Origin of the sequence: Agromyces sp. G08B096 (assembly GCF_040267705.1) — a bacterium.
GTDB lineage: Bacteria > Actinomycetota > Actinomycetes > Actinomycetales > Microbacteriaceae > Agromyces.
Genome location: NZ_CP158374.1, coordinates 3,486,864 through 3,513,087 on the forward strand (window position 1 = coordinate 3,486,864; position 26,224 = coordinate 3,513,087).

The following is a 26,224-nucleotide window of genomic DNA, read 5'->3' on the forward strand; positions in this document are numbered from 1 at the left end:
TCAGCCGATCCGCTCGGTCGAGTCCGCGTCGAAGAGCAGCGTCTTCGCCGTCTGCGGCACGACCCAGCCGCGGTCGCCTGGGGCCGGCTCCTGGTCTTCAGGCACCGCGACCTGCAGCTTCAGGTCGCCGACGTTCACGACGATGAGCACGCTCGCGCCGAGGTTCTCGACGACGCTCACCTCGGCGGGCAGGGCGCCTGCCTCCTCCGCGGTCGCCCAGCGCAGGTACTCGGGCCGGATGCCCCACACCACCTGCTGTCCGTCGCGCACGAGCCCGTCGGTGCCGGGCGGCAGCGCCACGGTCACGCCGCCGAGGGCGAGCGAGCCGCCTGCCACCTCGCCCGGCAGCAGGTTCATCGGATTCGACCCGATGAAGCCCGCGACGAACGTGTTGTTCGGGCGCTGGAAGACCTCGCGCGGCGTGCCGATCTGCTGCAGCTTCCCCGCCCGCATGACCGCGATGCGGTCGGCGAGCGCGAGCGCCTCCGCCTGGTCGTGCGTGACGAAGACCGTCGTCACGCCGAGGTCGCGCTGCAGCTCCTTCAGGAACGTGCGCGCCTCGAGCCGGAGCCGGGCGTCGAGGTTCGACAACGGCTCGTCGAGCAGGAGCACGTCGGGCCGGGTGGCCACGGCGCGCGCGAGCGCGACGCGCTGCTGCTGGCCGCCCGAGAGCTGCCCCGGACGGCGCTCGATCAGCCCCTGCAGCGAGAGCCCGTCGGCGACCTTCGAGGCCGTCGCCCGGCGTTCGTCGCGCTTCACGCGCTTGATCCGCAGGGGGTAGGCGATGTTGTCGGCGACATCCATGTGCGGGAACAGCGCGTAGTCCTGGAAGACCATCGCGACGCCGCGCTCGCCCGGCTCGGCGTTCGTCACGTCGCGGTCGCCGATCACGAGCGAGCCGCCCGTGATCGCCTCGAGGCCTGCGATGGAGCGCAGCAGCGTCGTCTTGCCGCAGCCCGAGGGGCCGAGCAGCGCGAAGAACTCGCCGTCGCGGATCTCGACGTCGATCTCGTCGACGCCGCGGACGCCTCCGGGGTACTCCTTGACGAGTTGAGTGGCGGTGATGCCGGCCATCAGGACTTGATACCTCCATGGAAGCGGAAACCGTAACGACGGTTGACGACGAAGTAGATGATGAGCACCGGTGCCGAGAACAGCAGGGCGAACGTCGAGATGAGGCGGAGATCGGCCTGGCCGCTCTCCGTGTAGAAGGTGTACATGAGCACGGCCGCCGGCTGCAGGTCGGGGCTGCGGAGCAGGATGAAGGGCACCAGGAAGTTGCCCCACACCTGCACGATGGTCCAGATCGCGATGAAGGCCAGTCCCGGGCGGGCGATCGGGGCGACCACGTCCTTCAGGATCCGGAACGGCCCAGCGCCGTAGAGCCGCGCCGACTCCTCGTAGGACTTCGGGATGGAGTCCATGAAGTCCTTCAGGATGAAGATGACGGTGGGCAGGATGCCTCCGGCCAGCACGAGCAGCACGCCCACGTAGTTGTTGATGAGGCCGAGCTGGGTGATGATCTGGAACGTCGGCACCATGGCGGCCGTGCCCGTCACGATCGACGAGAGCAGCAGCAGCCCGTAGAGGATGCCGTCGCGTCCGGGGATCCGGATGCGCGACATCGCGTACGCCGCGAGGGCGCCGAGCACGACCACCACGATCATGGTGCCGACGCCGAGGATCAGCGAGTTGCCGATCGAGCGCAGCGCGTAGGGGTTCTCGGCGAGCCTGGCGAAGTTGTCGAGCGTCCAGTCGGGCCACTCGAGCGATAGCGACGGCGTCGCGTCGAACGGCGCGAGCACGAGCCAGACCATCGGCAGCGCGAACAGCACGCCCACGAGCGCCATGAGCACCGCGAACAGGACTCGCGAGACGTAGTGCCGGACGGTGCGGTTGCGGGCGACGGTCTTCACGGGCCCGGTCTTCACGGGTGTCGCGGTCATCGCTTCCTCCTCCCCTGCGCCACGCGCACGTACCCGAGCGCGATGACCAGGTTGATCAGCAGCATGATGAGCGAGATCGCGGCGCCGAGGCCGAGCTGGCCGCCGGGGATCGCCGTCTCGTAGATGTACACCGAGAGGATCTCGGTCTTGCCGTTCGGCCCGCCCGCCGTCACGAGGTACGGGGTGAACGTGTTGAACGTCCAGAGGGTGATGAGCAGCGTGTTCGTGAGGATGTGGCCCTTGATGTTCGGCACGATCACGTCGCGCAGCTGCTGCCAGCCCGAGGCGCCGACCATCTTCGCGCTCTCGATCTGCGACGGGGGCACGGCGCTGAGCGCCGAGGAGAACAGCTGCATGGAGAACGCGGTGCCGACCCAGATGTTGAAGACGATGATCGCCTCCATCGGGTGGTCGATGAGCCAGGCGGTGCCCTCGGTGCCGAGCAATGCGTTCACGGTGCCCGAGCGCCGGTCGAGGAGCGCGAGCCAGAGGAACGAGGCCACCGATGCGGGGATGACCCACGCCGCGAGCACGAGTCCCTCGATGAGCGCCTTCGCCCAGCCGCGGATGTTGCGCACGCTCCAGGCGAGCCCGAACCCGATGAGGGTCTGGCCGACGATGCCCGAGGCGATCACGAAGATCAGCGTGAGCCAGAGCGAGTTCCAGAACGACGGGTCGGTGAGCGCCTCGACGTAGTTGTCGAGGCCGACGAAGTCGGGCGACGCAGCCTGCAGGCCCGTCAACCGGTAGTCGGTCATGCCGAGCCAGATCGTCCACACCGCAGGGAACAGCAGGAAGACGCCGATGATGATGAGGGCGGGGGCGACGAAGAGCCCGGCTCTGGCGGTGCCGAGCCCGGCGACGTCGTCGGCCCGCCGCCGGCGGGGAGCGATCGCGCTCCCCGCCGGCGTGGTGGTGCCGGTCGTCATCAGTCGCCCGAGACCGCGTCGTCTCCGACGATGTCCTTCACCGAGTCGACGTAGGCCGACATCGCGTCGTCGACGCTGCCGCCCGAGACGACGTCGAGGGTCGCCTGCTGCAGGGCCGTCGAGACCTGCGGGTAGGCGGCCAGCGGCGGACGGTACGCCGTGATCGGCAGGACCTCTTCGCTGACGTAGGTGAGCATCGGGTCCTCGGCGAGGATCTCGTCGTTCACGTCGGTGCGCGGCGTGATCGAGATCGTCGTGGCGTTGCGCGCCTCGTACGCCTCGGCCGAGTTCATGAACGCCAGCAGCTCCCACGCGAGCTCAGGGTGCTCGCTGTTCGGGTTCAGCACGCGGCCCGTGCCGCCGGACATCGAGACGAAGTCCTGGTCCTTGATGCCGGAGCCCGGCTCCATCGCGGGGATCTTCGTGTACCCGACGGCGGTGTCGCGGTCGGCCATCGGCGCGGTGCCGATGCCCTCGGCGGGGTTGATGACGCTCCGCCAGAAGTAGTCGCCCTCGAGCAGGATGCCGATCTGGTTCGACGCGAACAGCTGGAACGAGGTGTCGCGGCCGGCCGCCTCCTGCTGGAGCACGGCGTCGCCGAGGCCCTCGTCGACGTAGATCGTGCGGTACAGGTCGAGCACGTCGCGGAGGCCCTGGGTGTCGCCCACCCACTTGCCGTCCTCGTAGACCTGCTCGCCCGTGCCGACGAGCAGCGGCAGCAGGCCCTGCATCGTGGTGGCCTCGCCCATGGCGGTGCCGGCGTTCAGCTGGATCGGCGTGACGCCCTCGAGCTGCTTCAGGTCGCGGGCGGCGTCGAGCACGTCGTCCCAGCTCTCGGGCTGCCAGTCGGCCGGGAGGCCGGCCTGCGCGAACAGGGTCTTGTTGTAGTAGAGCACCCGGCCGTCCGCACCCTGGGGCACGCCGTAGCGCTGGTCGTCGAACGAGAGCGCGGCCTGTACGGCCTCGGGGATCTGGTCCCAGCCGTCCCACGAGTCGACCGCGTCGCCCGCGACATCCGCCAGCGGCTCGATGTAGCCGGCCTCGGCGAACTCGCCGACCCAGATGCCGTCCATGCCGATGATGTCGGCACCCTCGCCCGACTGCAGGTCGAGCGCGATCTTCGTCTTGTAGTTCTCGTCGTCGACGCCCTGGGGCTCGAACTCGACGGTGACGTCGCGCCCGTCCTCCTCCATCGCCGCCTCGAACTCGGGGATCACCCAGTCGGCGATCCAGTCGGCCTCGGCGGCGTTCTTGCCGCCGGTGATGGCGTTGGTGGTGATGGTGAGCGTGACGGGACCGTCTTCGGTCGCCTCGGGCTGCTCGCCGGAGCATCCGGCGAGGACGAGCGCGCCCGCGGTCGCGACGGCGAAAGCCGCCACGGCGCTGCGCCTGCTGCGGTGGATCATCTTCGACCTCTTTCTCGGTGGACCCTCGGGGGCGAGGGGTGGTGCCTCAGGGTGGATCAGGTCTCGGTGGGTGCCGACGGGTTCGGCGCTGCGGCCGCCTCCGCGCCGGACGGGAGCGGCGTGCCGGCCGCCTCCGCGATGGCTCGGATCATCCGCTGCCCGACGAGGATGTCCGCGGCGGCGGCATCGACCGACGGGCCGTCCGACGGGCGGCCTTCGAGCAGGTCGGCGAAGGCGCGGAGCTCGCGCTCGAACGCCTCCTCCTGCATGAAGCGGGTCTCGGCGATGCGGCTGCCGAGCGGGGCGACGCCGTCGACGACGGTCAGCACGGTGGGGGCGTTCAGCACGTACGGCACGGCGAAGCGGAGCGAGATGCTGCCCTGCTCGTGGTGGAACGTCGCGGTCTCGCGGTACTCCGGGTACTCGGGGATGAAGTGCCAGTCGATGGCCCACGGCACGTCCGGCTGCTCGGCGAGCCGTCCGCCGAGCGAGACCGACCCGGGGAATCCGGCCCAGTGGGCGGCCCGGTCGACGGCGCCGATGCCGCCGACGAGGTGTCGCAGCAGGCCGATATCGTGGATCACCGAGCCGAGCACCACATTCGGGTACAGCTTCGCGAGCGGCTCCTCGGTGGTGCCGATCGCGTGGAGGATGATCTCAGAGGTCTGCGCCATGAGCGCGGCGATCGTCTGCTCGGGCACATCGGCGGGCGGCGCCGCGAGGTTCGCGAAGGCGAGCTGCGCCCCGTCGGCCGGGTGCAGCACCTCGACCTGCACGTGCCGCAGGCGCACGTTCGCGAGCAGTTCGCGCGCCATCTCCGACGCGGGGTCGTGCTCCTTCATATAGCCGACGCGCACCCAGTCGGCCGGGTCGCGCCCGGCCTCCGCGGCGGTGGCCCGCAGGCGTTCGATCTCGGCGAGTGAGAAGGCGAGCGGCTTCTCGGCGAGCACTCGGATGCCTGCGGCGACGAGCCGCTCGACGTCGGGCGCGTGCGAGCCCGAGGTCGCGAGGACGACGCCGTCGACGGCGACGGCGCCCTCCGCCACCGCGGCCAGCAGCTCGTCGATGGAGCCGAAGGCTGCGACGGCGCCGCCGTGCGCGGCCGCGATGGCGCGCGCCCGGTCGCGCGACAGGTCGACGACGGCGGCGAGCTCGAGCCGTTCGGCGTTCCGGCGGATGAGGGGCAGGTGCACGCTCTGGCTGATCGCGCCGAGACCGACGACGGCGACGCGGGGCCGCGAGCCGGCGGTCATGCGAACCACCGCCGGAGGCGCTCGCGGTTGGCGACCTGGTCGGCGCGAGCGCGCTCGACGTCGGCGGCGTCCTGCAGGATCACGTCCTGCTCGACGACGAGCCAGCCGTCGTAGCCCGACTCGACGATCGCGTCGACGATCCGGTCGACGTCGAGGTCTCCGTCGCCGAGCGCGACGAAGACGCGGCGCTGCCAGATCTCCCGCATCGGGTCGTCGGTGCCCGCCGCTCGGCGGAGCACCCCGCGGTCGGCGTCCTTCAGGTGGATGTGGTTGATGCGCTCGCGCCACCGCGGGAAGTCGGTCACCGGATCACCGCCGCCGATGAGGAGGTGCCCGGTGTCGAACGTGAGCCCGATATCGGTGTCGGCGAGGAGCCGCTCGATCTCGTGGGGCGTCTCGACGTACGTGCTGGCGTGGTGGTGGAAGGTCGGCTCGAGTCCGGCGGCGCGGGTGCGGTCGGCCGCGCGCTGCACGCGATCGGCAAACCGGTGCCAGGCGTCGCCGTCGAGCTCGAGCTCGGGCGCACCGCCCGGACGGGCCTTGCGCTCGGGCGAGCCGGAGTCGGCGATCGTGGGCTTCGGCAGGCGGTCGGGGTCGGCGTCCGCCGCGGCCCGGAACAGCTCGAGCGCGGAGTCGAGTCCGCGCATGCCGTGGTCGAACTCCTCGTCGGTGCCGGAGAAGGGCAGGTCGACCCAGCCGCCGGCGAGACCCAGTCCGTGGCGGCGGAGCAGCGCCGGCAGGCTCTCGCGGTCGCCGAACAGCCCGCTCGGGCCGAGATCGACGCCGTCGTAGCCCGCCTCGGCGACCCAGGCGGCGAGTTGCTCGCCATCGGGCAGGGGCACGAGGTCGGGGCGCGACAGTTCGAAGACGCCGTAGCTCACAGGCGCGTTCGCGGTGCGGATCACGTGGGTCCTCTCGACATCGGCGTCGCAGCTCCGCGACTCCGGCGACCACGTTACTAGGTTCTGACATATTTACAACCGCATGTCAGATCTTCATCTCCGCGCCATCCCGCGTTCGGGCCGCGGGCGTGGCGCCCGCCCGGCTCAGGCCGTCGGCGGATCTTCGTGGAGGTCGGCGTCGGGCGCCGCGAGCACCCACCTGGTGAAGCGCACCTCGAGCCCCTGACGCATGGGCGCGCACACCAGCGGCCCCGCCTCCGCTCGTGCCGGCAGGGCCGCGAACGGGGCGACGCGGATGGTCCGCCACGGCCCGTCGCCGGCCCGCGCGCGGAGGACCACCGCGTCGGCCGACCGGCTGGCCCGCACCGTGATCACCTGGCCCGCCCAGTCGGGCACCGGCGCGAGGGACCAGTCGGAGACGCGGTCGGTGACCACGGCCCCGACGTGCGGCACGCCGTCGTTCAGCTCGATGCCCGCCTTGATCCACCGGTCCTCCCCGGCACGGAGGAAGATGCCGGCCTGGTCGTACAGCTCGGTGAGCGCCGACGAGTCGAACGCCACCTCCATCGCCGCATCGGCCGGCCACTCGGTGAGCAGGCCGTGCCCGTCGTCGTGCAGGAAGCCGTAGTACGTGGTGCGCCAGTAGTCGCTGCCCTCGGCCGCGGCGACGACGAGGTCGTCATCGTCGATGCGCGCGGCGACGGGCTCACGGGTCCAGGTGCCGGCCGTCCAGTGGACGGCCTCGGTCTCACGGGTCATCCCGCCACGCTAGCGCCGACACCCGACGCGCCCGCCAGCCCTCAGCCCACGAACCCCGCGAACGGGTCGTCGAGCTCCTCGCGGCGCCGCTCGGCACGACGGACGGCGAGATCGAGGTCGAGCGCGAGTTCGCGCATCCGCTCGTAGCGGGCGAGCTCGTACTCGGCGTCGACCTCGATCTCGGGCCACTCGCGGTCGAGGCGCTGCTCGATGACCTCGGCGACTTCCTCCCAGGCGGCGTCGCGCGCGCGGGCGGCGAACGCGGCGAGGTACTCGGGGTCTTCGCGCAGCTGCCAGAGGCGCTTGGCGATCTCGGCGTACACCTTCTCGCGCCGGCGCAGGTTCAGCACGTCCGCGCGATGGTAGTCGTGCTGATGCGTCGAGCGGCCGTCGCGGTTGGAGGCGGCGGCGCGCTCCTCCTGCGAGAGCTCGGCGGTCTCGTCGGCCTCCTGGACGAGCTCGTACAGGACCTCGCGTGCGGCGGCGGCGGCGCGCTGGTCGTCGTAGGGCTCCTCGCCGCGGAGCGCCTGCACGATGAACCGGTTCTTCAGGGCGAGGCGCCCGGCGGCCTCGGCCATCATCAGGCCGTCGTCGACCATGTCGTCGAACGAGGCGGGCGGCACCTCGGGGAGGGCGGTGCGATCGAATGGCTTGAACTTCGCGCGCCTGCGCCCGCGCAGTCGTGAGAACCAGCCCACTCCGATCACCTCCCCGACGCTCGCTCGCCGCTCGGCCATACGATCGCGTCGACGACGATCGCGACATCGAGCCTAGCGAGGCGCGCCGACGGTCGCAGAGGCGGCGCGGCCCGGCGCGTCAGGGGCAGTGCAACTGGGTCCGCGGAGCGGTGCGGTCGATCACATGCTCGGACATGGGCTTGCCGCAGAGCGGGCATCCCGGTGCTGCGGCGGGCTGGGCGGGCTCGTCGTAGGGGCCGAGGGGCGGCGGGCCGATCCAGGGCAGCAGCTTCGCATTGAGCCGGTCGATGAGCCCGGCGTAGCCCTTCCGGCGTGCGGGGGCGCTCGGGGAGGGCTCGGCCGGGTCGGCGTCGCGTGATCGCATATGGTTAGTGTACTAACTATTCGCCCGAACGTCATACTGGAGCCATGGCAACGCAGACCACCACCGAGCGAGCGGATGCCGCGCACGAGGCATCCGTCGACCTGCTCGCCCTCGAGAACCAGGTGTGCTTCGCCCTCGCCGTCGCCGCCCGCGGCGTCATCGGCGTGTACCGGCCCATCCTCGAACCGCTCGGCCTCACCCACCCGCAGTACCTCGTCATGCTCGCGCTCTGGCAGCGAAGCCCGCGCACCGTGCGCGACCTCGGCGCCGCGCTGCAGCTCGAGCCCGCGACGCTCTCCCCGCTGCTGAAGCGGCTCGAGGCGCAGGGCTATGTGACCCGGCGGCGGAGCGCCCGCGACGAGCGCGCCCTCGACGTCGAGCTCACGCCGGCCGGGCGGGCGCTCCGGGAACGCGCGCTGGAGATCCCGCCGCAGGTCGTCGATCGCCTCGGGATGAGCCTCGACGAGCTCGGTGCGCTGCGCGACCGCCTCACCGACGTGATCGCCGCGGTCCAGCGCAGCGCCTGACCCGCCGGGTCGTCACGACTCGGGATCGAAGCCCGCGACCCGTCCCTCGGGCGACGGGAACTTCGCCACGAGGCTCGCGTCCTTGCCGCCGTAGCCCTCGTCGATCAGCCGCCGGAACTGCTCCAGCGCGATCGCGGCCGCCGGCGTCCGCAGTCCGGATGCCTCCGCCGCGGCGAGCGCGAAGGAGAGGTCCTTCTCCGCGAGCGCGGTGGTGAAGGTCGCCTCGTAGCCCCGGTTCGCGGGGCTCGTCGGCACGACCCCGGGCGCCGGATACCAGGTGCGGAGCGGCCACGACTCCCCCGACGACACCGACGCCACCTCGAAGAAGCGCTTCGCATCGAGTCCGAGCGACGCCGCGAGCTGCGCCCCCTCGGCGACGCCGAGCAGCGACACGAACAGCATGAGGTTGTTCGCGAGCTTCGCGGCGATGCCGAGCGTCGGGCCTCCGAGGTCGAACACGTGCCCCGCCATGGGCTCGACGAGGGGCCTGGCCGCGTCGACCGCGTCGGCGCTGCCGCCGAGCATGAAGGTCAGCGACCCCGCGATCGCACCCGGGATGCCGCCGGAGATCGGCGAGTCGACGAACCGGAAGCCGCGTGCGGCCGACTGCTCGTGGCACCACCGCGACGTCTCGACGTCGACGGTCGAGGTGTCGAGCAGCAGGGCACCGGGCTCGGCGGTCGCCCACACACCGCCGGTCGCGTCGTACACCTGGCGCACGTGCTCGTTGCGGGGCAGCGAGGTGAACACCGCCCCGGCGCCCGCGACGGCGTCGGCGATGGACTCCCGCACCCGAACGCCGGCCGCTTCCGCCGCCTCGAGCGCGGCCCGGTCGAGGTCGAACCCGCGGACCTCATGGCCCGCCTCGACGAGGTGGGCCGACATCGGCCCGCCCATGTGCCCGAGCCCGATCCACGCGATGACCGCCATGGCGCCTCCTCGACTGCAGTGTCGTCGGCCCCACGCTACGACGCCGGCCGCACCGCCGCCAGGGTCGGACCCGTCAGCCGGCGAGCTGCTCGACGAACGCGAGCGGCACGCCGCGGCGCTCCGGGTCGGCCGCGGAGGCCGCCGCGGCGACGAAGCCGTCCCGGCGCACCAGGTACACCCGATCGGCGCGCAGCCGGCCCTGCACGTCGGGCGGGAACACGTGCCATTCGAGCCCTAGATCGCGCGCGATGCGCTCGGCCAGGTCGGCGGATGCCCCGTACCCGTGCACCTGCCAGGTGAGGTGCCGCAGCGGGACGTGGTTTCCGCCGGTCCACGGCAGCCGGAGGCCCACCGCCGGGTCGGCGGCGCCGCGCGTCGGCGGGGACATCCGATAGCGGATGCGGGTCTGCGAGACGTAGCCGAACAGACGCCGACCGCCGATGAGCCGGGGCAGCACCCGGATCATGAGCGGGCCGATCCTGGGCAGGACGCGGCCGCGCACGAACCGCGCCTCCGCAGACTCCGACGTGATGCGGCCGAACAGCCGGTCGGTGGTGTCGACGAGGCGTTTCGCCACCGGCCGGCGTTCGATCTCGTAGCGGTCGAGGCGACGGTCGGGCATGCCGGCCAGGAGCACGTCCGCGAACGCGCAGGCGAGGTCGTGCGCCTCCTGCAGCCCGGTGTTCATGCCCTGCCCGCCGACCGGCGAGTGGATGTGCGCCGCATCGCCCGCGAGGAAGCACGGCCCCACCCGGAAGCGGTCGGCGAGGCGGTGGTGCAGCCGGTAGGTCGCGAACCACGTCCGTTCGGCGTACTCCACCCCGAACGTGTCGCGCAGCCGGGCGCGGACGAGGTCCTCCGGGAGGGTGCCGTCGGCCGCGAGGTCGCGGTTCCGGACGACGCCGAGCAGCCGGTCGCGTCCGTCTCGCCCCATGGGGAAGGTCAGCAGCAGATCGTCGTCGGCGACGCGGACGTTCACCGCGTCCTCCACGAGGCCCGTGGTCCCGTGCGCATCGGCGACGTAGAACGTGTGCGCGTTCGTCACGCCGCTGAACGGCACGCCGAGCGCCGTCCGCACCGGCGAGTGCGCGCCGTCGGCCCCGACGAGGTACCGGGCGTGCACGACGACGTCCCCGTCGGGGCCGGCGAGGGTCGCCTCGACCCCGACCGCCGAGTCGGCGTCGGGGGCATCCGCCGCCATCGACCGGCCGTCGGCCTGCAGGAGCCGCAGCGACGTCAGCGCGTGGCCCCACAGCGGCTCAGCGCCCGCCGCGGTCAGCGCGTCGGCGAGCAGCCGCTCGTTCCGGCTCTGCTCGAGCACGAAGACCTCGTTGAACCGGCTCACGGACGCGCCCGCGCGCCGCAGATCGAACCGCCCGAACGGCCGGTTGCGATACCCGGGCACAAGCGATCCGGCCGGATGCCCCTCAGCCAGCGCGCGCTCGAGCACCCCGAGCTGGTCGTACAGCTCGAGCGTCCGCGCCTGCACCACGAGCGCCCGCGACTCGCGGGTCGGCCCGTCCTTCCCGTCGGCCACGATCGCCCGCACGCCGAGGCGCGCCAGCGTCAGCCCCAGCATCAGTCCCGTGGGGCCCCCGCCCACCACGAGCACCTCGGTCTCCAGCACTCCCCCTGCACCGCCGTCCACGGACACCACTGTCGCACCGCGGCCCGCCGCTGCCAAGGGGCGACGGATGCCTCGCCCGGTGCCAGACTCGGAGACCGGGAGGTGGCGCATGGTCGAGGAGCCGGCACCTGGGGCCGACGCGGCGCCCGTCGAGGCGGGTCGCGACGCGGCGGGTCGCGTGGAGGCCGGTCGCGATGCGCGCGCCGCCCGCCCCGCGAACGAGAGCCTCGGCACCGTGCTCGTCGCCCTCGTCGCGAACGCGCTCATCGCCGTGGCGAAGTCGGTCGCCGCGTCCCTTACCGGCTCCGCGTCGATGCTCGCCGAGGCGGCGCACTCGTGGGCCGACACCGGCAACGAGGTGCTGCTCGTCGTCGCCGAGCGGCGCTCCGCGAAGCCCGCCGACGCGAGGCATCCGTTCGGCTACGGCAAGGACGCGTACATCTGGTCGATGTTCGCCGCCTTCGGCCTCTTCACCGCCGGGGCCGTCGTCTCCATCCAGCACGGCGTGCAGGAGCTGCTCGACCCCGAGCCGGCGGGCGACTACGGCATCGCCTACGTCGTGCTCGCGGTCGCGTTCGTCCTCGAGGGCATCTCGTTCGTGCGCGCCTACCGGCAGGCGCGCGGCGACGCCCGCCGACGGCACACCGGCACGCTCGAGCACGTCGTGGAGAGTTCCAATCCGACCCTGCGCGCGGTGTTCGCCGAAGACGCCGCAGCCCTCATCGGGCTGGTCATCGCGTTCCTCGGCGTGCTGCTGCACCAGGTCACCGGCTCGCCGCTCTACGACGCGGCCGGCTCCATCCTCGTCGGCGTGCTCCTCGGCGTCGTCGCGATCGTGCTCATCGCCCGGAACCGCGCCTTCCTCCTCGGCGAGGCGATCGACGACGAGGTGCGCAGCGACGTCCTCCGCCAGCTGCTCGCCCGGCCCGAGATCGACCGCGTGACCGCGCTCCACATCGAGTTCATCGGCCCGGGGCGCGTGCTGCTCATCGCGGCCGTCGACCTCGTGGGCGATCTGCCGGAGGCCACGGTGGCCGAGAGCCTGCGCCGCCTCGAGCGAGAGATCGAGCGGCGCGAGCAGGTCGGCACCGCGGTGCTCACGCTGAGCGCGCCGGATGAGCCGTCGCTCACCCCGTCCCACCCCTGACCGCATCCTCGACCCCGGAGGCCTCGTGACCATCGACCGGTTCGACCTCGGCACGCTGCGCGTGCCCGTCATTCAGGCGCCGATGGCCGGCGGCCCGTCGACCCCGGCGCTCGCGGCGGCGGTTTCGGAGTCAGGCGGGCTGGGCTTCCTCGCCGCCGGATACCTCACCGCCGAGCGAGTCGAGGCCGACATAGCGGCCACCCGGCACCTCACCCTGCGGCCGTTCGGCGTGAACCTGTTCGTGCCGCAGCCCTCCGTGGCCGATCCCGCGCAGCTCGCCGCATACCGCGAGGCGCTCACGGCCGACGCGGCGCGGTACGGCGTCGAACCCGGCCACCCCCGCCCCGACGACGACGGCTGGGACGCCAAACTCGACGTGCTGCTCCGCACCCGGCCGGCGCTCGCGTCGTTCACGTTCGGCAGCCCCGACGCGGCGACCGTCAGCGCCCTGCAGGATGCGGGCATCGCGGTGGCGGTCACCGTGACCACGCCGAAGGAGGCGAGCGAGGCGGATGCCGCGGGCGCCGACCTGCTCGTCGTGCAGGGCCCGGAGGCCGGCGGGCACCGCGGCACCTTCGACCCTGCGGCCCCTCCGGCGACGGAGCCGCTCGACGAGCTGCTGGCCATGATCCGCACCGTGAGCGAGCGGCCGATCGTGGCCGCGGGCGGCGTGGCCTCTGCGGCAGACGTCGGCCGCGTCCTCGCCGCCGGCGCCGTGGCCGCGCAGGCCGGCACGGCGTTCCTCCGCGCCGATGAGGCGGGGACGCGAGGGCCGCACCGCGACGCGTTGGCCTCCGGTCGGTTCACCCGCACCGAGGTCACCACCGCGTTCTCCGGCCGACCGGCGCGGGGGCTCGTGAACGCGTTCCTCGCCGAGCACCGCGACGCACCCCTCGGCTATCCGGAGGTGAACCAGCTCACCGCGCCCATCCGCGCCGCGGCGGCGGCGGCCGGCGATGCGGACCGGCTGAACCTGTGGGCCGGCATCGGCTTCGCGCGTGCCGCCGCGGCGCCCGCGGCACAAATCGTGGAGGCACTCGCGCCGGCACCGTGACGTCACCTGGGGCGGGAGGCTCGGCGCGGTGCGTCCGAGTGCGGCTCAGAGGATGACGTCGCCCGGTTCATCGAGTCGCCGCCATCCGGCGGCCCGCAAGGTGGGCGGGAAGCGGTCGGCCGCGACGTACTCCGACAGGTCGAGGCCGGTGAGCGCCGCGATATCGGCGATCGGCACCTGGAAGGTCTTGAAGGGGCCGAGCTCGGGGACCCCGGCGGCGCCCGGCTCGACGGGTCGGGCCCCGCGCTCGAGGTCGCGCTCGTCGAGCACGGGAGCCTGGTCGAGCACGAAGCCCGCCGCCGCGAGCGCGTCGCCGTCGCGCCAGGCGACCACCTTCCAGAACCGCAGCGGCACTCGGATGCCCCGGTACGGCGGATCGCCCGCGGCCAGCACCGGCGCCGTGCACACGGACAGCCGCAGGTCGTTGACGTCGGCGAAGGCGAGGACCTGGTCTTCGAGCCCGAGCCAGAGCTCCTTCGACTGGTTGAACCCCGACGCCTGCGGCGCGGCGTTGGGGTACCGGAAGGTGTCGGCGTTGGCGCGCGCCGCGACGGCGGGGGCGCCCCACACCGGGTCGCGGCGCCGCACGAGGTGCCCGCGGTCGAGGTCGTTGGCCGCGTACACTTCGGGCCCGGCCTGCCAGTCGGCGGGGATGCGCTCGTCGAGCTGCCAGTCGTCGCCGCGTTCGAGGTCGAGCAGTGCGGCCCCGTCGACGTTCACCCCGGTGACCTGGGCGAGACGCCGCACGGTGTCGAGCACGACCGTGAAGTGCAGGTAGTCGAGGTCGACGCAGGCCTCGGCCTCCGACTCGGGGACTCGCGGCAGCGCCGCCTCCACACCCAGGAACCGCGCGTCGAAGCCCATGCCGAGAGTCGATCACGCTCCGCCGACATGGGTCGGGCGAACCGCCGCGAGCTGGGTCACTCGAGCTCGCGCAGTCGCGCCACCACCCCGCCGCCCTGCGCCGTGCGCCGCTCCCAGCCGACCGCGATGGCCAGCAGCACCGCCCCGGCGGTCGCCAGGGTGATCCACCAGGGCATCGCACCGACGGTGCGGTCGAGCTGCGCGGCGAACACGACGATGTTCTCGAGCGGCAGCACCGCGAGACCGAGCAGGAACGGCGCGGCGAGCTTCCGCGTCGCCCCGACGAGGATCGCGACGAGCGCCATCGCGATGACGAGGATCGGCCGGTAGAGCTGCGGGTCGGTGCCGGTGGCGAGCACCGACGGCAGCAGCGTCAGCACGATGCCCGGCCCGAGGAGCGACCATGAACCGCGGAATCCCATCGGCCAGGACGCGAGCGAGGGGCGGATGCCCGAGGCCTGCGCTCGCATCCCGATCACGCCGGCGACGACGACCGCGAGACCGAGGGGCAGCGAGAACACCTCGACCCGCAGGTCGCGGGCGCTCCAGCCGGCGACACCCGCCGCCCACGCGAGGGCGTACGTGAACCAGAACGGCGGGAGCACGGCCGGATGCCTCCGCGCGAGCGCGACCCCCGTCATCGCGACGGCGAGCAGGAGGAGCATCAGCGTCCAGAGCGACCAGATCGTGAGCCAGTCGCGGTGCGCCGCCGCCACCGGCCCCGCCACGAGGAAGGCGAGCGCGGGGGCGAGCGCCCAGCGCGCACCCGGCGCGCCCGCCCGCCGGGCCAGCAGTCCGGCCCAGGCCGCGATCGCCGCGGCGGCGACCGACACCCCGAGCACGGGGAGCATCGTCTGGTCGGCCGCGTCGACCGGCGCGGGGTCGATGCCGAGTCCCCAGCGGACGGCCTGCACCGGCCACGCACCGGCGGCGGCCACCGCCGCGACCGCGAGCGGGCGCCGGAGCCCCGCGAGGCGCTCGTTCCAGTCCGTCAGCCGGCCCGCGACCAGGCCCGCCGCCGCCAGCAGCACCGCGGCGATCTCGAGCCCGGTCGCGCGGGCCGCGCCGCCCTCAGCCCCGAGGACGAGAAGCAGGAGCGACGGCGCGACGGCGGCTCCGAGCCCCGCGAGGAGCAGCGGCCGGCCGCGGCCGCCGCGCGCGACCCCGACGACGCCGACGACCATCGCGGCGAGCGCGGGCGGCAGCGTGTACGGCTCCACCACGTCGACACCCCCGAGGGCGAGCAGGCTCCACAGCGCGCCGGTCCAGGCCGCGGCCGCAGCCGGCCACCCGTACCGGCGACCGGCGAACACCCGCGCCGCGACCGCGCCGAAGCCGAGCACCAGGAGCACGAGCGCGGCGATGCCCGGCCCCGCCGCCTCGCGCACGAGCGCGAGCAGCACCGCGATGACGGCGGTCGCGAGCGACGACCCCTCGATCGCAAGCCTCACGCCCGTGGCATCCGCGTCGGAGCGCCCGCGCCGCCGCATCGCGACCTCGACCCAGGCGCTCAGCGGCACCGCGACCGCGACGATGACCGCGATCGCGGGCAGGACGACGGGCGAGCCGCTCATCTCGAGGAACTGGGCGCCGGCGCTGACCGCCACGACCGCGAGCGCCGGCACCAGCAGCGCGGCGGCCACGGCGCGGACGACGGGGTTCAGGCCCGGGCGGCGGGTGAGCACCAGGGCGAGGGCGAGCGCGAAGATCACACCCGTCGAGAGCGCCGTCCACCCGCTGCGCTCGACGAGCACGGTACCGACCCCCGCGAGGAACGGCGCCGCCGTGACGAGGAGGATCGCGTACCAGTCGGCCGCCCGGACTCGACGGATCAGCGTCGCCGCGAGGGCGAACAGGCCGGCGAACGCCGTGGTGAGGCAGAGCACGGGCAGCCAGTCGAGGCCGGCGCGGTCGAGCGCAGTCGCGAGCACCACCAGCAGATACGCGTACGCGGCGGCGTGGTGCACGGGTCGCGCGGGTGCCGGCACCGTGCGGGCGACGAGGAGCAGCACGACCACGGCGCCGATGCCGACGGGTACCACCGTCGGCGGCGCGGTCCACGACACGAGGACGGCGCCGGCCACCGCGCTGTGCGCGAACGCGACGATCGGCGCTCGGACCGCCGCGCCCGCACGCGCCAGGCGTGAGCGCGGCACGACGACGATCAGCGTCGCGAGAACCGCCCCGGCGAGCAGAGCCGCCGCCCGCCACTCCGGTGCGAGGGCGGGCCAGGTCCCGAGCACGAGCGGCGCGGCGGCGGCGGGCCAGAGCCCCGCGATCAGCATCGTCACGGGGGTGCGGCCCCGGTCGCGACGGCGCATCACCGCGGCCGCGACGACGAGGCCGGCCGCCGCGGCGGCGAACCCGAGCGCCGCGGCCGGGATCGACAGGTCCGGGCCGGCGACGCCGACCGGGGAGGGCCAGGTTGACGCCGGCTCGGGGCTCGACCCACCATGACCGCCGCCGACCGCGAGCAGGACGTCGGACCCGGCCCGCAGCGCCGTCGCGAACGGCATGAACGTGGCCGCGGCGAGCACGGTGAGCGCGCCCCCGCGGAGTGGGGCGGCCGCGACGAGGCGCCCGGTGGCCGCCCCGGTCGCGGCCACCACGACGGCCGCGGCGAGCGGCACCAGGGCCAGCAGCCAGTCGGACTCGATCCGCTCGGCTCGGAGCGGCACGCTCACGGCGGCGGCCGCCGCGAAGAACCCCGCCAGCCAGGCCCACCAGCGACGGGCGGCGAAGCGCCCGGATGCCGCGGCCAGCACCGCGATCGACCCGAGCAGTGCCGCCGGCCCGACGAGCCGGGCGAACTCGGCGTCTGCGGGGAGGAAGATCACCTGCACGGGCACGACAGCTGCGGCAAAGGTCTGCACGACGGTGATACCGCCCCGCTCCGCCCGGAGCGTCGCGCCGAACCGGCGCCCGAACGGGCCGAGGGCGGCGAGGAGGCCGACCCCGGCGGCGACGACCGCGACATGCCCCCAGGCCGCCCACCAGCCCCCGCCCGCGTACCCGAACATCGCCGGCGTCACCGTGAGCCAGACCGACCCGAGCCACAGCCAGGTGCGCAGCCGCACGGCCCACGCGATCGCCAGCGTGGCACCCCCGGCGACGGCGGATCCGAGTCCCGCGAACAGCCAGGCGCCGGTACCCTCCGGGGCCGCGTCGGCGAACGCCTGCACGTCGAGCACGAGGAAGACCATGCCGAGGGCGCCGATCGCCTCGGCGGAGAAGCGCAGGCTCCGGCGTGCGAGCAGCCAGGCGCCGCCGAGGAAGACGGCGGTCACGATCGCGATGACGATCGTGCGCGTCGCGACGTCGAGGTCGGGGTTGAGGAAGGTGAACACGACGGCGGCCACGGCGACGAGCGCAGCGCCGGCGACCGCGAGCACGGACTGCACGCTCACGAGCGAGGCGGGCGCGTCGGGCGACGTCGTGGCGGTCGCCGCGGCGGGCAGCGACCCCGCGCGGGGTGCCGGGTCGGCGGGCGGAGCGGGCGCGGCCGTCTCGGCCTCGGCGGCTGCCGCGGTCGCCACCGGCGCGACGCGGGGCACGTCGGCGACGGCAGCGACAGGCGCCGCCGCCTCCACGGGAGGAACCGCCCACGCCCGAGCGGACGGCGCCGGCGCGGCGACGGCGGCGGTCGGCACGAGCGCGAGCAGCGCGGCGCGCTCGCGGATCGCGTCGGCGGCACGCACGGATGCCGCGTACACCGCCGCTCCCTCGGATCCGCCGAGCATCGCGCCGCACGTCCGGCAGGTCTGCGCATCGAGCACGGCGCCGCAGCGGGGGCAGCGCTCGGCGTCGAGGAGATAGGCGGCCGCCCTGGCGTTCCAGTCGTCGGTCATCCCCGGAGTCCAGGGACGATGGGCACTCAGGCACCGTTTTCCACACCCCGCGCGAGCCGAGAACGGCGAAGCGGGATGCCCCGTCGAGGCATCCCGCTTCGTATTCGGTTCAGGCGGCGGCGACGCGCGTCGCCTTCGCCAGGTTCGCTTCCAGCTCGGCGACGTCCTGCCGGGGGGGCGTACGCGGGCTGGTCGCGCTCGACGCGCCAGCTCTCGGCGAGGGAGCCGATCACGACGGTGTCGAACCCGAGCTCGTCGTAGAGGCGGGTGACGAACTCGGCGGCCTCCGGGAAGTCGCTCGCCGTGGCGAGGGCGCGCCGTCCGGGGGTGCCGGCGGGCGACCCGGTCGACCGGATCTCGAGCGCCGCGATGTGGTTGAACGCCTTCGCGACCTTCGAGTCCGCCAGGTGCGCCTGCAGCAGGCCCGAGCTCGTCGCCGCGCCGCGGTCGAGCTCGTCGACGTGGCCGTCGCGCTCCCAGTAGTAGTTGTTCGTGTCGAGCACGATCTTGCCCGCGAGCGGGGCGACCGGGATGTCGCCGATGGCGTGGAACGGCACGGTGACGACGACGACCTCGCCGGCGGCCGCCGCCTCCTCGACCGTCGCAGCCGTGGCGAGCGGGCCCAGCTCGGCGACGAGTTCGGCGAGCGTCTCGGGCCCTCTCGAGTTCGCGATCACCACCTCGTGTCCGCGCGCCGTGAGCGCCCCCGCGAGCGTGCCGCCGATGTTGCCGGCCCCGATGATCCCGAATCTCGTGTTCGTCATGCGCATCGGCAACGCGGCCGCGACGGCGGGCATTCCCGGATGGTCGTACCGTGACGCGTCCACTGGGTCATCGGCGACGTCAGCCGGCCGCGAGCAGCACGCCGCCGAGCGCCGTGCCGGCGACCACCAGAGTCGAGATCGCGCCGAGCGCGACGGGGCGGAGCCCCACCCGGCGGAGCACCGAGATCCGCACGTTCGCCCCGAGCGCGAACATCGCGGCGGCGAGCAGCACCGTCTGCACGATCCCCGCCGCGTGCACCGCCTCGACGGGAACGAGCCCGGACGAGCGCACGAGCATGAGGGCGATGAAGCCGACCACGAACAGCGGCACGATCGGAGGCCGCGCGGCCGAGGCATCCGTTCGACGCAGCTCGCGCCGGCGCCGGAACGACACGATCGCGAGCACGGGGGCGAGCATGAGCACGCGCGCGAGCTTCACCACCACCGCGGCCGCGAGCGCGGCGCCGCCGAGCGCGGACCCCGCGGCGACGACCTGGGCGACCTCGTGGATCGACCCGCCCGCCCAGAGGCCGGCGTCGACCTCGGCGAGCCCGAGGGCGCCGGCGGCGAGCGGCACGAGCGGGATCATCAGCGTGCCGAACACCACCACGAGGGCGAGCGCGGTGACGACGTCCTCCTCCTCGGACTCGACGACGCCGTCGACGGCCGCGACGGCAGCGGCACCGCAGATCGAGAAGCCGCAGGCGATGAGCAGGCGCTGCGCGGGCGGCACGCCGAGCCAGCGCCCGGCGGCGAGGGTCGCGCCGATGCCGACGGCCACGATCGCGACCACGACGGCGATCATGCCGGGCCCGAGGGCGAGGATGTCGCCGAGCACGAGCTGGAGTCCGAGCAGCACGATGCCGATGCGGAGCACGCGCTTCGCGGCGACGGCGAGTCCGGGCTCGAGCGCGGCGGGCAACGGCAGCAGATTGCGGGCGAGCACGCCGAGCACGATCGCGACGAGCAGCGCGCTCACGGCCGGCAACACGAGGGTCGCCGCGAGCGATGCGCCGGCGGCGAGCGCGGCGACGGCGAGGCCGGGTGCGAGGGTCGCGGCCCGGCGACGCAGGGATGCCCCGGGCGCGGTGGTGCTCATCGTTCCAGCGTCTGCGGCGTCGGGCGCCCGCGGTAGCCGTCGGTTCGGCATCGAGGCATATCATTCGGATATGACTGACCCGCGGCATTCGCGCGCCGGCCGCGGGGCCTGGCCCGATCTCGCGGTGCTCGAGCTGCTCGTCGCCGTCTCCGAGCACGGCGGCCTCGGTGCTGCGGCCCGCGCCATCGGGATGGCGCAGCCGAACGCGAGCCGCGCGATGGCCAGGCTCGAACGCTCGCTCGGCCTCGAGCTGCTGGAGCGCCACCCGCGCGGTTCCCGCCTCACGCCTGAGGGGGCGACCGTCGCCGACTGGGCACGGCGCGTCCTCGACGAGGCGCGCGAGCTCATGACGGCGAGCACCGCGCTCCGAGCCGGGCGCGCGGCCTCGCTCGACGTCGCCGCGAGCATGACCGTCGCCGAGTACCTCGCGCCGGCGTGGCTCGCCGAGCTCCGCCGGGTGCGGGCGACCGAGGTGCGCCTGCGTGTGGCCAACTCGACCGAGGTCGTCGACCTCGTCTCGTCGGGCGCGTGCGAGGTCGGGTTCATCGAATCGCCCGACGTCGCGGGCGGCCTCCGCAGCGCCACGGTGGCGCACGACCGGCTCGTCGTGGTCGTCGCGCCGGGGCATCCGTGGGCGCGCCGGCGGCGCCCCGTGACCATCGCCGAGCTCGCCGCGACACCGCTCGTGGTCCGCGAGGCCGGGTCGGGCACCCGAACGACGCTCGCGTACGCCCTCGCCGGCCACGAGGTGGTGCCGCCCACGCTCGAGCTCGGCAGCAACGCGGCCGTACGGGTCAGCGTGGAGTCGGGAGCCGGGCCGGCCGTGCTGAGCGAACTCGCGGTGGCGGGCTGGATCGACCGCGGTGAGCTGGTCGAAGTGCGCATCGACGGGCTCGACCTGCGGCGGAGCATCCGTGCGGTCTGGCGGCCGGGTGCGCAGCCGACGGATGCCGCGGCCGAGCTCGTCGCGATCGCCGCGCGCTCCCGCCACGCCCGCCCGGCCTGAGGCGCGCCGCTCCGCCTCCGCGCACGCACCCTCCGCCTCCGCGCGCTCGCGCGTGCTCGCACCCTCCCCCGCCGCGCCAGTTCGCGGCGACTGCGCCACCCCGCCCGCACTCCCGCCCCGCCTCCGCGCCGGCGACCGAAGGCGGGCGACCGACCGGCACGACGTGGAGCGCGGGCCCGCGCATCCGAACATTGAACTTTTCGGTTCAGTGTTCTACACTGAACCACATGGTTCAGCAACAGGCACTCGATCGGACGTTCGCCGCCCTGGCCGACGAGACGCGACGGGGCATCCTCATCCGCCTCGGCGACGGCCCGGCCACGATCAGCGAGCTCGCGCAGCCCACGGGCATGACGCTCACCGGCATCCGCAAGCACGTGGACGTGCTGGTCGACGCCGGGCTCGTCGCGACCGAGAAGGTCGGCCGCACCAGGCGGTGCCGCCTCGGCACCGAGCGATTGGACGACGCCATGGCCTGGATCGGCTTCTACCAGCGGCTCTGGGAGCGCCGCCTCGACGGCCTCGACGCGTACTTCACACTGCGCGCCGGCACCGGCCGACGCCCGGGTGACGAGTCCGGTCCGCAACGGACCGGCAACGCCGACGCCGACACCACCGACACCGACACCACGAAGGGAACGGAATCATGACCGACGCCACCGAGGAGGCCATCGGCCTCACCATGTCGCGGGTGCTGCCCGCGACGCCCGAGGACGTCTTCGACGCGTACACCGACGCAGAACAGCAGAAGATCTGGTTCTCGATCCTCGACGAGGAGCCCGGGATCGTGGAGATCGAGGTCGACCTGCGGGTGGGCGGAGTACAGACCGCCGTCTGGGGCCCCGACCGCGACACCCTCTTCCGCGAGGTGCAGACCTTCCTCGAGATCGACCGGCCCAACCGGCTCGTCACGTCGTCCACGGGCACCGACCCGAGCGGCCAGGAGATGAGGACCCGCGTCGAGGTCACCTTCGAGCCGGTCGACGGCGGCACGCTGATGACCGTGCAGCAGACCGGCTTCCCGACGCCCGAGGTGCGGGACTTCTTCCAGACCATGGCGTGGGTCGGCGCGTTCGACCGCATCCAGGCCTATCTCGAGCGCCGCTGACGCGCCGGTGCGGATCCGCCGTGCCGGATCCGCACCCCGCTGTCAACGCCTCGACGGGATGCCTCGCCCCGGCGCAGCATCGAAGCACGGGCGGCCGTGAACCGGCGCGAGGACCCGAGCAGTCACGAGCACCACGGGAGGACGAGATGAGCGACGGACCCATCGAGGAGGGCGCGACCGAGGCGTCGCGCGAAGAGCAGATCCGCGGCATCCTCAACCAGGTGCAGGAGGACGTGCGCATGGGGCATGCGCACGACGAGGAGGAGCTGCTGCGTCAGCGGCTCCACGAGGCCGGCATCTCGGTGCGGGAGGACGAGCTGCGGCTCTACCTGCAGTAGCCCCTGCAGCCCCATTCGCATACGCTCACGCAACATCGGGCGCGCTTGGCTGGGCTCATGCCAGCCAGCACTCCCCTGCACGAGGCCGACACCCGCACCGAGCCTGCGACCCGGGGCCGCGGGTTCGTGGCCGTCCTGTTCGCCGTCTACCTCGCGCTGCTCGTCTGGCTCGTGCTGTGGAAGCTCCAGCCGCCGTGGATCGGCACCGACGCCGACCGCGTCGTGAAGCTGGTGCCGTTCGTCGCGGCGGGCGGCGAGGGGGCGAGCAATCCACGCGAGGTCCTCGCGAACCTGCTGCTGTTCGTGCCGTTCGGGCTCTACCTCGGGCTGCTCGCACCGCGATGGCCGTGGTGGCGCAGCACCGCGGTCCTCGCCGGCGTCAGCCTCGGCCTCGAGCTGGCCCAGTTCGTCCTCGCGGTGGGCAGCACCGATCTCACCGACGTCCTCGTCAACACCGCGGGCGGCGGCGTCGGGCTCGCGCTGCTCGCGCTCGCCCGCCGAGCGCTGCGGGGACATACGGCCGCCGTGCTCGGACCGGTCTGCGCGGTCGGGACGGCGGTGGCGGTACTCGCCACGGTGCTGGTCGTCGCCTCCCCCGTCCGCTTCGGGCCGCCCGATCGCGGCGGCCTCCGCGACGCCGAGCCGGCGCCGCACTCACTGACGCCCTGATCCGGCGGCGAGCACTCCGGCGCTGGACGGCGGGCGACGCCCGGCGGGGGTGGACCTCCCGTCGGCCGATGATGCGACGATGGCGTGATGAACGCGAAGCGCATCCTCTTCATCGGCGGCACCGGCGTCATCAGCTCGGCGTGCGTCCGGCAGGCCGTCGCCGCAGGACACGAGGTCAGCGTGCTGAACCGCGGCACGACCTCGACGCGGCCGCTGCCCGAGGGCGTCCGCTCGATCGCCGCCGACATCCGCGACCCCGAGGCGACGGATGCCGCGCTCGAGGCGGCAGGCAGTGACTTCGACGTCGTCGCCGAGTTCCTCGCCTTCACCACCGACCAGGTGCAGGCCGACCTCGACCGCTTCGAAGGCCGGGTGGGCCAGTACGTCTTCATCAGCTCGGCGTCGGCGTACCAGACGCCGCCCTCGCGGCTGCCCGTCACCGAGTCCACGCCGCTGCGGAACCCGGTCTGGCAGTACTCGCGCGACAAGATCGCGTGCGAAGACCTGCTCGTCGCGGCGTACCGCGATCGCGGCGTCCCGGCCACGATCGTCCGGCCGTCGCACACCTACGACGAGACCCTGCTGCCCACGCTCGGCCACTGGACCGACATCGCCCGCATGCGGGCGGGCAAGCCCGTCGTGGTGCACGGCGACGGCACGAGCCTCTGGACCATCACGCACGCACGCGACTTCGCCGTCGCCTTCACGGGCCTGCTCGGCAACCCGATGGCGGTCGGCGAGGCGTTCCACATCACGGGCGACCACGCCCCGACCTGGAACCAGATCTACGGATGGCTCGGCGACGCCGCCGGCGTGGAGCCGGAGCTCGTGCACGTGGCATCCGAGACCATCGCCGCCGTGCATCCGGAGTGGGGCCCCGGCCTCATCGGCGACAAGGCGAACTCGATGGTGTTCGACAACGCGAAGGTGCGCGCGCTCGTGCCCGAGTTCCGCACGACGGTGCGGTTCGACGAGGGCGCGCGCGAGATCGTCGAGTGGTACGACGCGCACCCCGAGCAGCAGGTCGTCGACCCCGTCGCCGACGCCGCGTTCGAGCGGATCCTCGCGCTGCCGCGCGGCTGAGCGTCCGCTCACGCCGCGCGCGACACCTCCGCTCAGGCCGCGCGCGACTCCCCCGCTCGCAGCAGCCGACGGCTGAGCGCGCTCGCCTCGGTGACCTCGAGCAGCCTCGCCGCGCCGTCGAGCGGGTCCGACGTGCCCACGCGGATCGCCGCCCCGGGGAAGACCTGGCGCACGGCCGCCTCGAACCCGGCCGCCACGTGGGCCGACCGGAACACGCCGCCGACGGCGCGGACCTCCGGCGCGGCGGCCAGATCCTCGCCGACGCGGCGAAGCCCGGTCACCGCCGAGAGGGCGAGCTCGCGGGCGGCGCGGTGCACGATCGCCGCCGCGACGCGGTCGTCGGCGGCGAGTGCGGTGACCGCGCGCGCGTACGCCGCGATGCGCTGCACCCGGTCGGGCGCGGCCTGCAGCTCGATGTAGGCGCTCTCGAGGTCGTCGAAGTCGGCCCGGACGGCGTCGGTGAGCGCGGTCGCCGGTCCGCGACCGTCGACCTCTCGCATGACGGCCTCCAGGGCTTCACGCCCGATCCAGTAGCCGCTGCCGGCGTCGCCCATGAGGTTGCCCCACCCGTCGACGCGCGCCACGTCGCGGGCGCCGACCGCGAGGGTGACCACGCCGGTGCCCGCGGCGGTCACGACACCTCGCTCGTCGCCGAGCGCACCGAGGTAGGCCGTTACGGAGTCATGCGCGAGCGTGACCGATCGGGCGCCCAGCGCCCGGGCGGCGTCGAGCAGCGCTCCGGCGTCGGCGTCCCGGTCGGTGAGCCCCGAGACGCCGACGCCCACGGCCTCGGCGCGTACCCCGCGCGCGCCGGCGAGGGCCAGCACGTCGACGAGCTGGGGCAGCAACGGCAGGTCGGTGCGGATGCCCGGCGCGGCCCACTCCTCGGAGGTCCCGTCGACGAGGTGCCTGACCTTGATGCCGGTCTGGCCCGCGTCGATCGCGAGCACGGCGCTCATGCGGAGGTCCTCGCGCGGTACGTCGCGCGCAGGAACTCGCCCGCGGGCTTGCCGTACGGGCAGTAGTCGTCGTTGCCTGGGGCATCCGCTGCGTCGTAGAGCGCGGCGGGCCAGTCCCACAGCATGACGCCGCCGACCCATGCTCGCTCGTCGCACGCCTCGAACATCTCGCGGTAGTACGCCAGCTGCGCCTCGCCCGACGGCTCGCCCGCGAGGGTCCAGTCGTTCGGCCGGGCCGGCGAGCCGACGCGCGAGGGGCAGCCGGCCTCCATGAAGAAGAAGGGCTTCGCGGATGCCGCGACGACGGGTTCGATGCGATCGAGCTCCGCCCGCCAGCGGTCGATCGGGTAGTACCCGCTCGAGCTGATGACGTCGACCGCGTCCCACCAGGTGAGGCGGTCCTCCTGGTATTTGTCGCAGTTGTACGTGATGGGTCCGGTGTACACCTCGCGCACGGCGCCGATGAGGGCGCGCCATTCCGCCTCGCGGGCGTCCGCGCGCACCATCTCGCAGCCGATGCAGAGCAGGTCGCAGCCCTCGGCCTCGGCCAGTCGGGCCGCGTGCAGGATGAACTCGCGGTACGACGCGAACCATTCCGCCCAGGTGGGCTCACCCGGGACGTCCTGGTCGAAGAACCCGATGTGGGCGCGCCAGGTGCCGTCGGCGACGTTCACGACGGGCTTCAGGCACACCTTGAGCCCGAGCGCCTTCGCCTCGCGGATGGCGGCGACGATCTCGGCGTCGGTCACGGTGGGCTCGTCGCGGAAGCGCACCTCGGTCGACTGCGCGGTGTCCTGGAGGGCGGCGTAGGCGAGCGCGGTCCAGTTCACGCCGTGCTCGGCCATGCGGCGCATCGACTCGGATGCCTCGGGCTTGGCCCAGCTGCCCCGCACTCCGGTCCAGCCCCAGGTCATGCCCGCGACGTACGGGACGAGCCGAGACCC

Annotated in this window: 25 protein-coding genes and 1 pseudogene; 9 read left to right on the plus strand and 17 right to left on the minus strand. The window is 73.7% G+C overall.

What is annotated here, in order from left to right; all coding sequences use genetic code 11:
* The 9 genes from ABIQ69_RS16685 to ABIQ69_RS16725 all read right to left on the minus strand — a co-directional run bounded on the left by ABIQ69_RS16685 (position 1) and on the right by ABIQ69_RS16725 (position 8,257).
* Positions 1-1,074 (minus strand): ABC transporter ATP-binding protein, encoded by a 1,074-nt coding sequence (locus ABIQ69_RS16685; protein ID WP_350348247.1) that lies wholly within the window; start codon positions 1,072-1,074, stop codon positions 1-3.
* Positions 1,074-1,946 (minus strand): carbohydrate ABC transporter permease, encoded by an 873-nt coding sequence (locus tag ABIQ69_RS16690; protein ID WP_350348248.1) that lies wholly within the window; start codon positions 1,944-1,946, stop codon positions 1,074-1,076. Before ABIQ69_RS16690 ends, ABIQ69_RS16685 begins: the two co-directional genes overlap by 1 nt.
* On the minus strand, positions 1,943-2,875 hold the full coding sequence (locus tag ABIQ69_RS16695; RefSeq protein ID WP_350348249.1) for a sugar ABC transporter permease: 933 nt from the start codon (positions 2,873-2,875) through the stop codon (positions 1,943-1,945). Before ABIQ69_RS16695 ends, ABIQ69_RS16690 begins: the two co-directional genes overlap by 4 nt.
* Positions 2,875-4,281, minus strand: coding sequence for an extracellular solute-binding protein (locus tag ABIQ69_RS16700; RefSeq protein ID WP_350348250.1), 1,407 nt, complete (start codon positions 4,279-4,281; stop codon positions 2,875-2,877). The genes ABIQ69_RS16695 and ABIQ69_RS16700 overlap by 1 nt, the downstream gene beginning before the upstream one ends.
* 56 nt (positions 4,282-4,337) lie before the next feature.
* Positions 4,338-5,534, minus strand: a complete 1,197-nt coding sequence (locus ABIQ69_RS16705; protein ID WP_350348251.1) for a Gfo/Idh/MocA family oxidoreductase — start codon at positions 5,532-5,534, stop codon at positions 4,338-4,340.
* A complete protein-coding gene (locus ABIQ69_RS16710) occupies positions 5,531-6,439 on the minus strand; it encodes a TIM barrel protein (RefSeq protein ID WP_350348252.1) in 909 nt (302 codons plus the stop codon). Before ABIQ69_RS16710 ends, ABIQ69_RS16705 begins: the two co-directional genes overlap by 4 nt.
* Positions 6,440-6,580: 141 nt before the next feature.
* Positions 6,581-7,195: a DUF1349 domain-containing protein gene (locus tag ABIQ69_RS16715; protein ID WP_350348253.1), complete on the minus strand. Its 615-nt coding sequence runs from the start codon at positions 7,193-7,195 to the stop codon at positions 6,581-6,583.
* 41 nt (positions 7,196-7,236) lie between these two features.
* Positions 7,237-7,932 carry an asparagine synthase gene (locus ABIQ69_RS16720; protein WP_350348254.1) on the minus strand — a complete coding sequence of 232 codons (696 nt, stop codon included), beginning with the start codon at positions 7,930-7,932 and terminating at the stop codon, positions 7,237-7,239.
* A 79-nt stretch (positions 7,933-8,011) separates the two neighbouring features.
* A complete protein-coding gene (locus ABIQ69_RS16725; protein WP_350348255.1) occupies positions 8,012-8,257 on the minus strand; it encodes a hypothetical protein in 246 nt (81 codons plus the stop codon).
* Between the two features lie 44 nt (positions 8,258-8,301).
* On the opposite strand from ABIQ69_RS16725, the gene ABIQ69_RS16730 reads away from it, so the two are divergent.
* Positions 8,302-8,784 carry a MarR family transcriptional regulator gene (locus tag ABIQ69_RS16730; RefSeq protein WP_350348256.1) on the plus strand — a complete coding sequence of 161 codons (483 nt, stop codon included), beginning with the start codon at positions 8,302-8,304 and terminating at the stop codon, positions 8,782-8,784.
* 12 nt (positions 8,785-8,796) lie between these two features.
* On the opposite strand, the gene ABIQ69_RS16735 is transcribed toward ABIQ69_RS16730, so the two are convergent.
* On the minus strand, positions 8,797-9,714 hold the full coding sequence (locus tag ABIQ69_RS16735; protein ID WP_350348257.1) for an NAD(P)-binding domain-containing protein: 918 nt from the start codon (positions 9,712-9,714) through the stop codon (positions 8,797-8,799).
* A gap of 73 nt (positions 9,715-9,787) precedes the next feature.
* Positions 9,788-11,362, minus strand: coding sequence for an FAD-dependent monooxygenase (locus ABIQ69_RS16740; protein ID WP_350348258.1), 1,575 nt, complete (start codon positions 11,360-11,362; stop codon positions 9,788-9,790).
* An 88-nt stretch (positions 11,363-11,450) separates the two neighbouring features.
* On the opposite strand from ABIQ69_RS16740, the gene ABIQ69_RS16745 reads away from it, so the two are divergent.
* Positions 11,451-12,488: a cation diffusion facilitator family transporter gene (locus ABIQ69_RS16745; RefSeq protein ID WP_350348259.1), complete on the plus strand. Its 1,038-nt coding sequence runs from the start codon at positions 11,451-11,453 to the stop codon at positions 12,486-12,488.
* The gene (locus ABIQ69_RS16750) at positions 12,457-13,542 is read left to right on the plus strand and encodes a nitronate monooxygenase (RefSeq protein ID WP_350348260.1); all 1,086 of its coding nucleotides are present in this window, start codon (positions 12,457-12,459) and stop codon (positions 13,540-13,542) included. The genes ABIQ69_RS16745 and ABIQ69_RS16750 overlap by 32 nt, the downstream gene beginning before the upstream one ends.
* Positions 13,543-13,587: 45 nt before the next feature.
* Here ABIQ69_RS16750 and ABIQ69_RS16755 read toward each other — a convergent pair whose 3' ends face one another.
* The 4 genes and pseudogenes from ABIQ69_RS16755 to ABIQ69_RS16770 all read right to left on the minus strand — a co-directional run bounded on the left by ABIQ69_RS16755 (position 13,588) and on the right by ABIQ69_RS16770 (position 20,117).
* Complete coding sequence (locus ABIQ69_RS16755) at positions 13,588-14,406, minus strand: DNA/RNA non-specific endonuclease (RefSeq protein WP_350348261.1); 819 nt, start codon at positions 14,404-14,406, stop codon at positions 13,588-13,590.
* A 56-nt stretch (positions 14,407-14,462) separates the two neighbouring features.
* Entirely contained in the window at positions 14,463-18,254 is a 3,792-nt protein-coding gene (locus ABIQ69_RS16760; protein WP_350348262.1) for a hypothetical protein, read from the minus strand.
* Positions 18,255-18,363: 109 nt separating this feature from the next.
* Positions 18,364-19,018: pseudogene (locus ABIQ69_RS16765) on the minus strand (NAD(P)-binding domain-containing protein).
* A gap of 79 nt (positions 19,019-19,097) precedes the next feature.
* A complete protein-coding gene (locus tag ABIQ69_RS16770) occupies positions 19,098-20,117 on the minus strand; it encodes a putative sulfate exporter family transporter (RefSeq protein ID WP_350348263.1) in 1,020 nt (339 codons plus the stop codon).
* 70 nt (positions 20,118-20,187) lie between these two features.
* Here ABIQ69_RS16770 and ABIQ69_RS16775 point away from each other — a divergent pair, with 70 nt between their 5' ends.
* The 6 genes from ABIQ69_RS16775 to ABIQ69_RS16800 all read left to right on the plus strand — a co-directional run bounded on the left by ABIQ69_RS16775 (position 20,188) and on the right by ABIQ69_RS16800 (position 24,321).
* Positions 20,188-21,123, plus strand: a complete 936-nt coding sequence (locus ABIQ69_RS16775; RefSeq protein WP_350348264.1) for a LysR family transcriptional regulator — start codon at positions 20,188-20,190, stop codon at positions 21,121-21,123.
* A gap of 227 nt (positions 21,124-21,350) precedes the next feature.
* Entirely contained in the window at positions 21,351-21,773 is a 423-nt protein-coding gene (locus ABIQ69_RS16780) for a metalloregulator ArsR/SmtB family transcription factor (protein WP_350348265.1), read from the plus strand.
* Positions 21,770-22,231, plus strand: a complete 462-nt coding sequence (locus tag ABIQ69_RS16785; RefSeq protein ID WP_350348266.1) for an SRPBCC domain-containing protein — start codon at positions 21,770-21,772, stop codon at positions 22,229-22,231. The genes ABIQ69_RS16780 and ABIQ69_RS16785 overlap by 4 nt, the downstream gene beginning before the upstream one ends.
* Before the next feature lie 146 nt (positions 22,232-22,377).
* The gene (locus ABIQ69_RS16790; RefSeq protein WP_350348267.1) at positions 22,378-22,569 is read left to right on the plus strand and encodes a hypothetical protein; all 192 of its coding nucleotides are present in this window, start codon (positions 22,378-22,380) and stop codon (positions 22,567-22,569) included.
* Between the two features lie 57 nt (positions 22,570-22,626).
* A complete protein-coding gene (locus ABIQ69_RS16795) occupies positions 22,627-23,238 on the plus strand; it encodes a VanZ family protein (protein ID WP_350348268.1) in 612 nt (203 codons plus the stop codon).
* Positions 23,239-23,325: 87 nt separating this feature from the next.
* The gene (locus tag ABIQ69_RS16800) at positions 23,326-24,321 is read left to right on the plus strand and encodes an SDR family oxidoreductase (protein ID WP_350348269.1); all 996 of its coding nucleotides are present in this window, start codon (positions 23,326-23,328) and stop codon (positions 24,319-24,321) included.
* A 32-nt stretch (positions 24,322-24,353) separates the two neighbouring features.
* Here the strand turns inward: ABIQ69_RS16800 and ABIQ69_RS16805 are convergent, their stop codons facing one another.
* Positions 24,354-25,280: a BadF/BadG/BcrA/BcrD ATPase family protein gene (locus ABIQ69_RS16805; protein WP_350348270.1), complete on the minus strand. Its 927-nt coding sequence runs from the start codon at positions 25,278-25,280 to the stop codon at positions 24,354-24,356.
* On the minus strand, positions 25,277-26,194 hold the full coding sequence (locus ABIQ69_RS16810; RefSeq protein WP_350350045.1) for a 1,4-beta-xylanase: 918 nt from the start codon (positions 26,192-26,194) through the stop codon (positions 25,277-25,279). The genes ABIQ69_RS16805 and ABIQ69_RS16810 overlap by 4 nt, the downstream gene beginning before the upstream one ends.
* Positions 26,195-26,224: the final 30 nt, after the last annotated feature.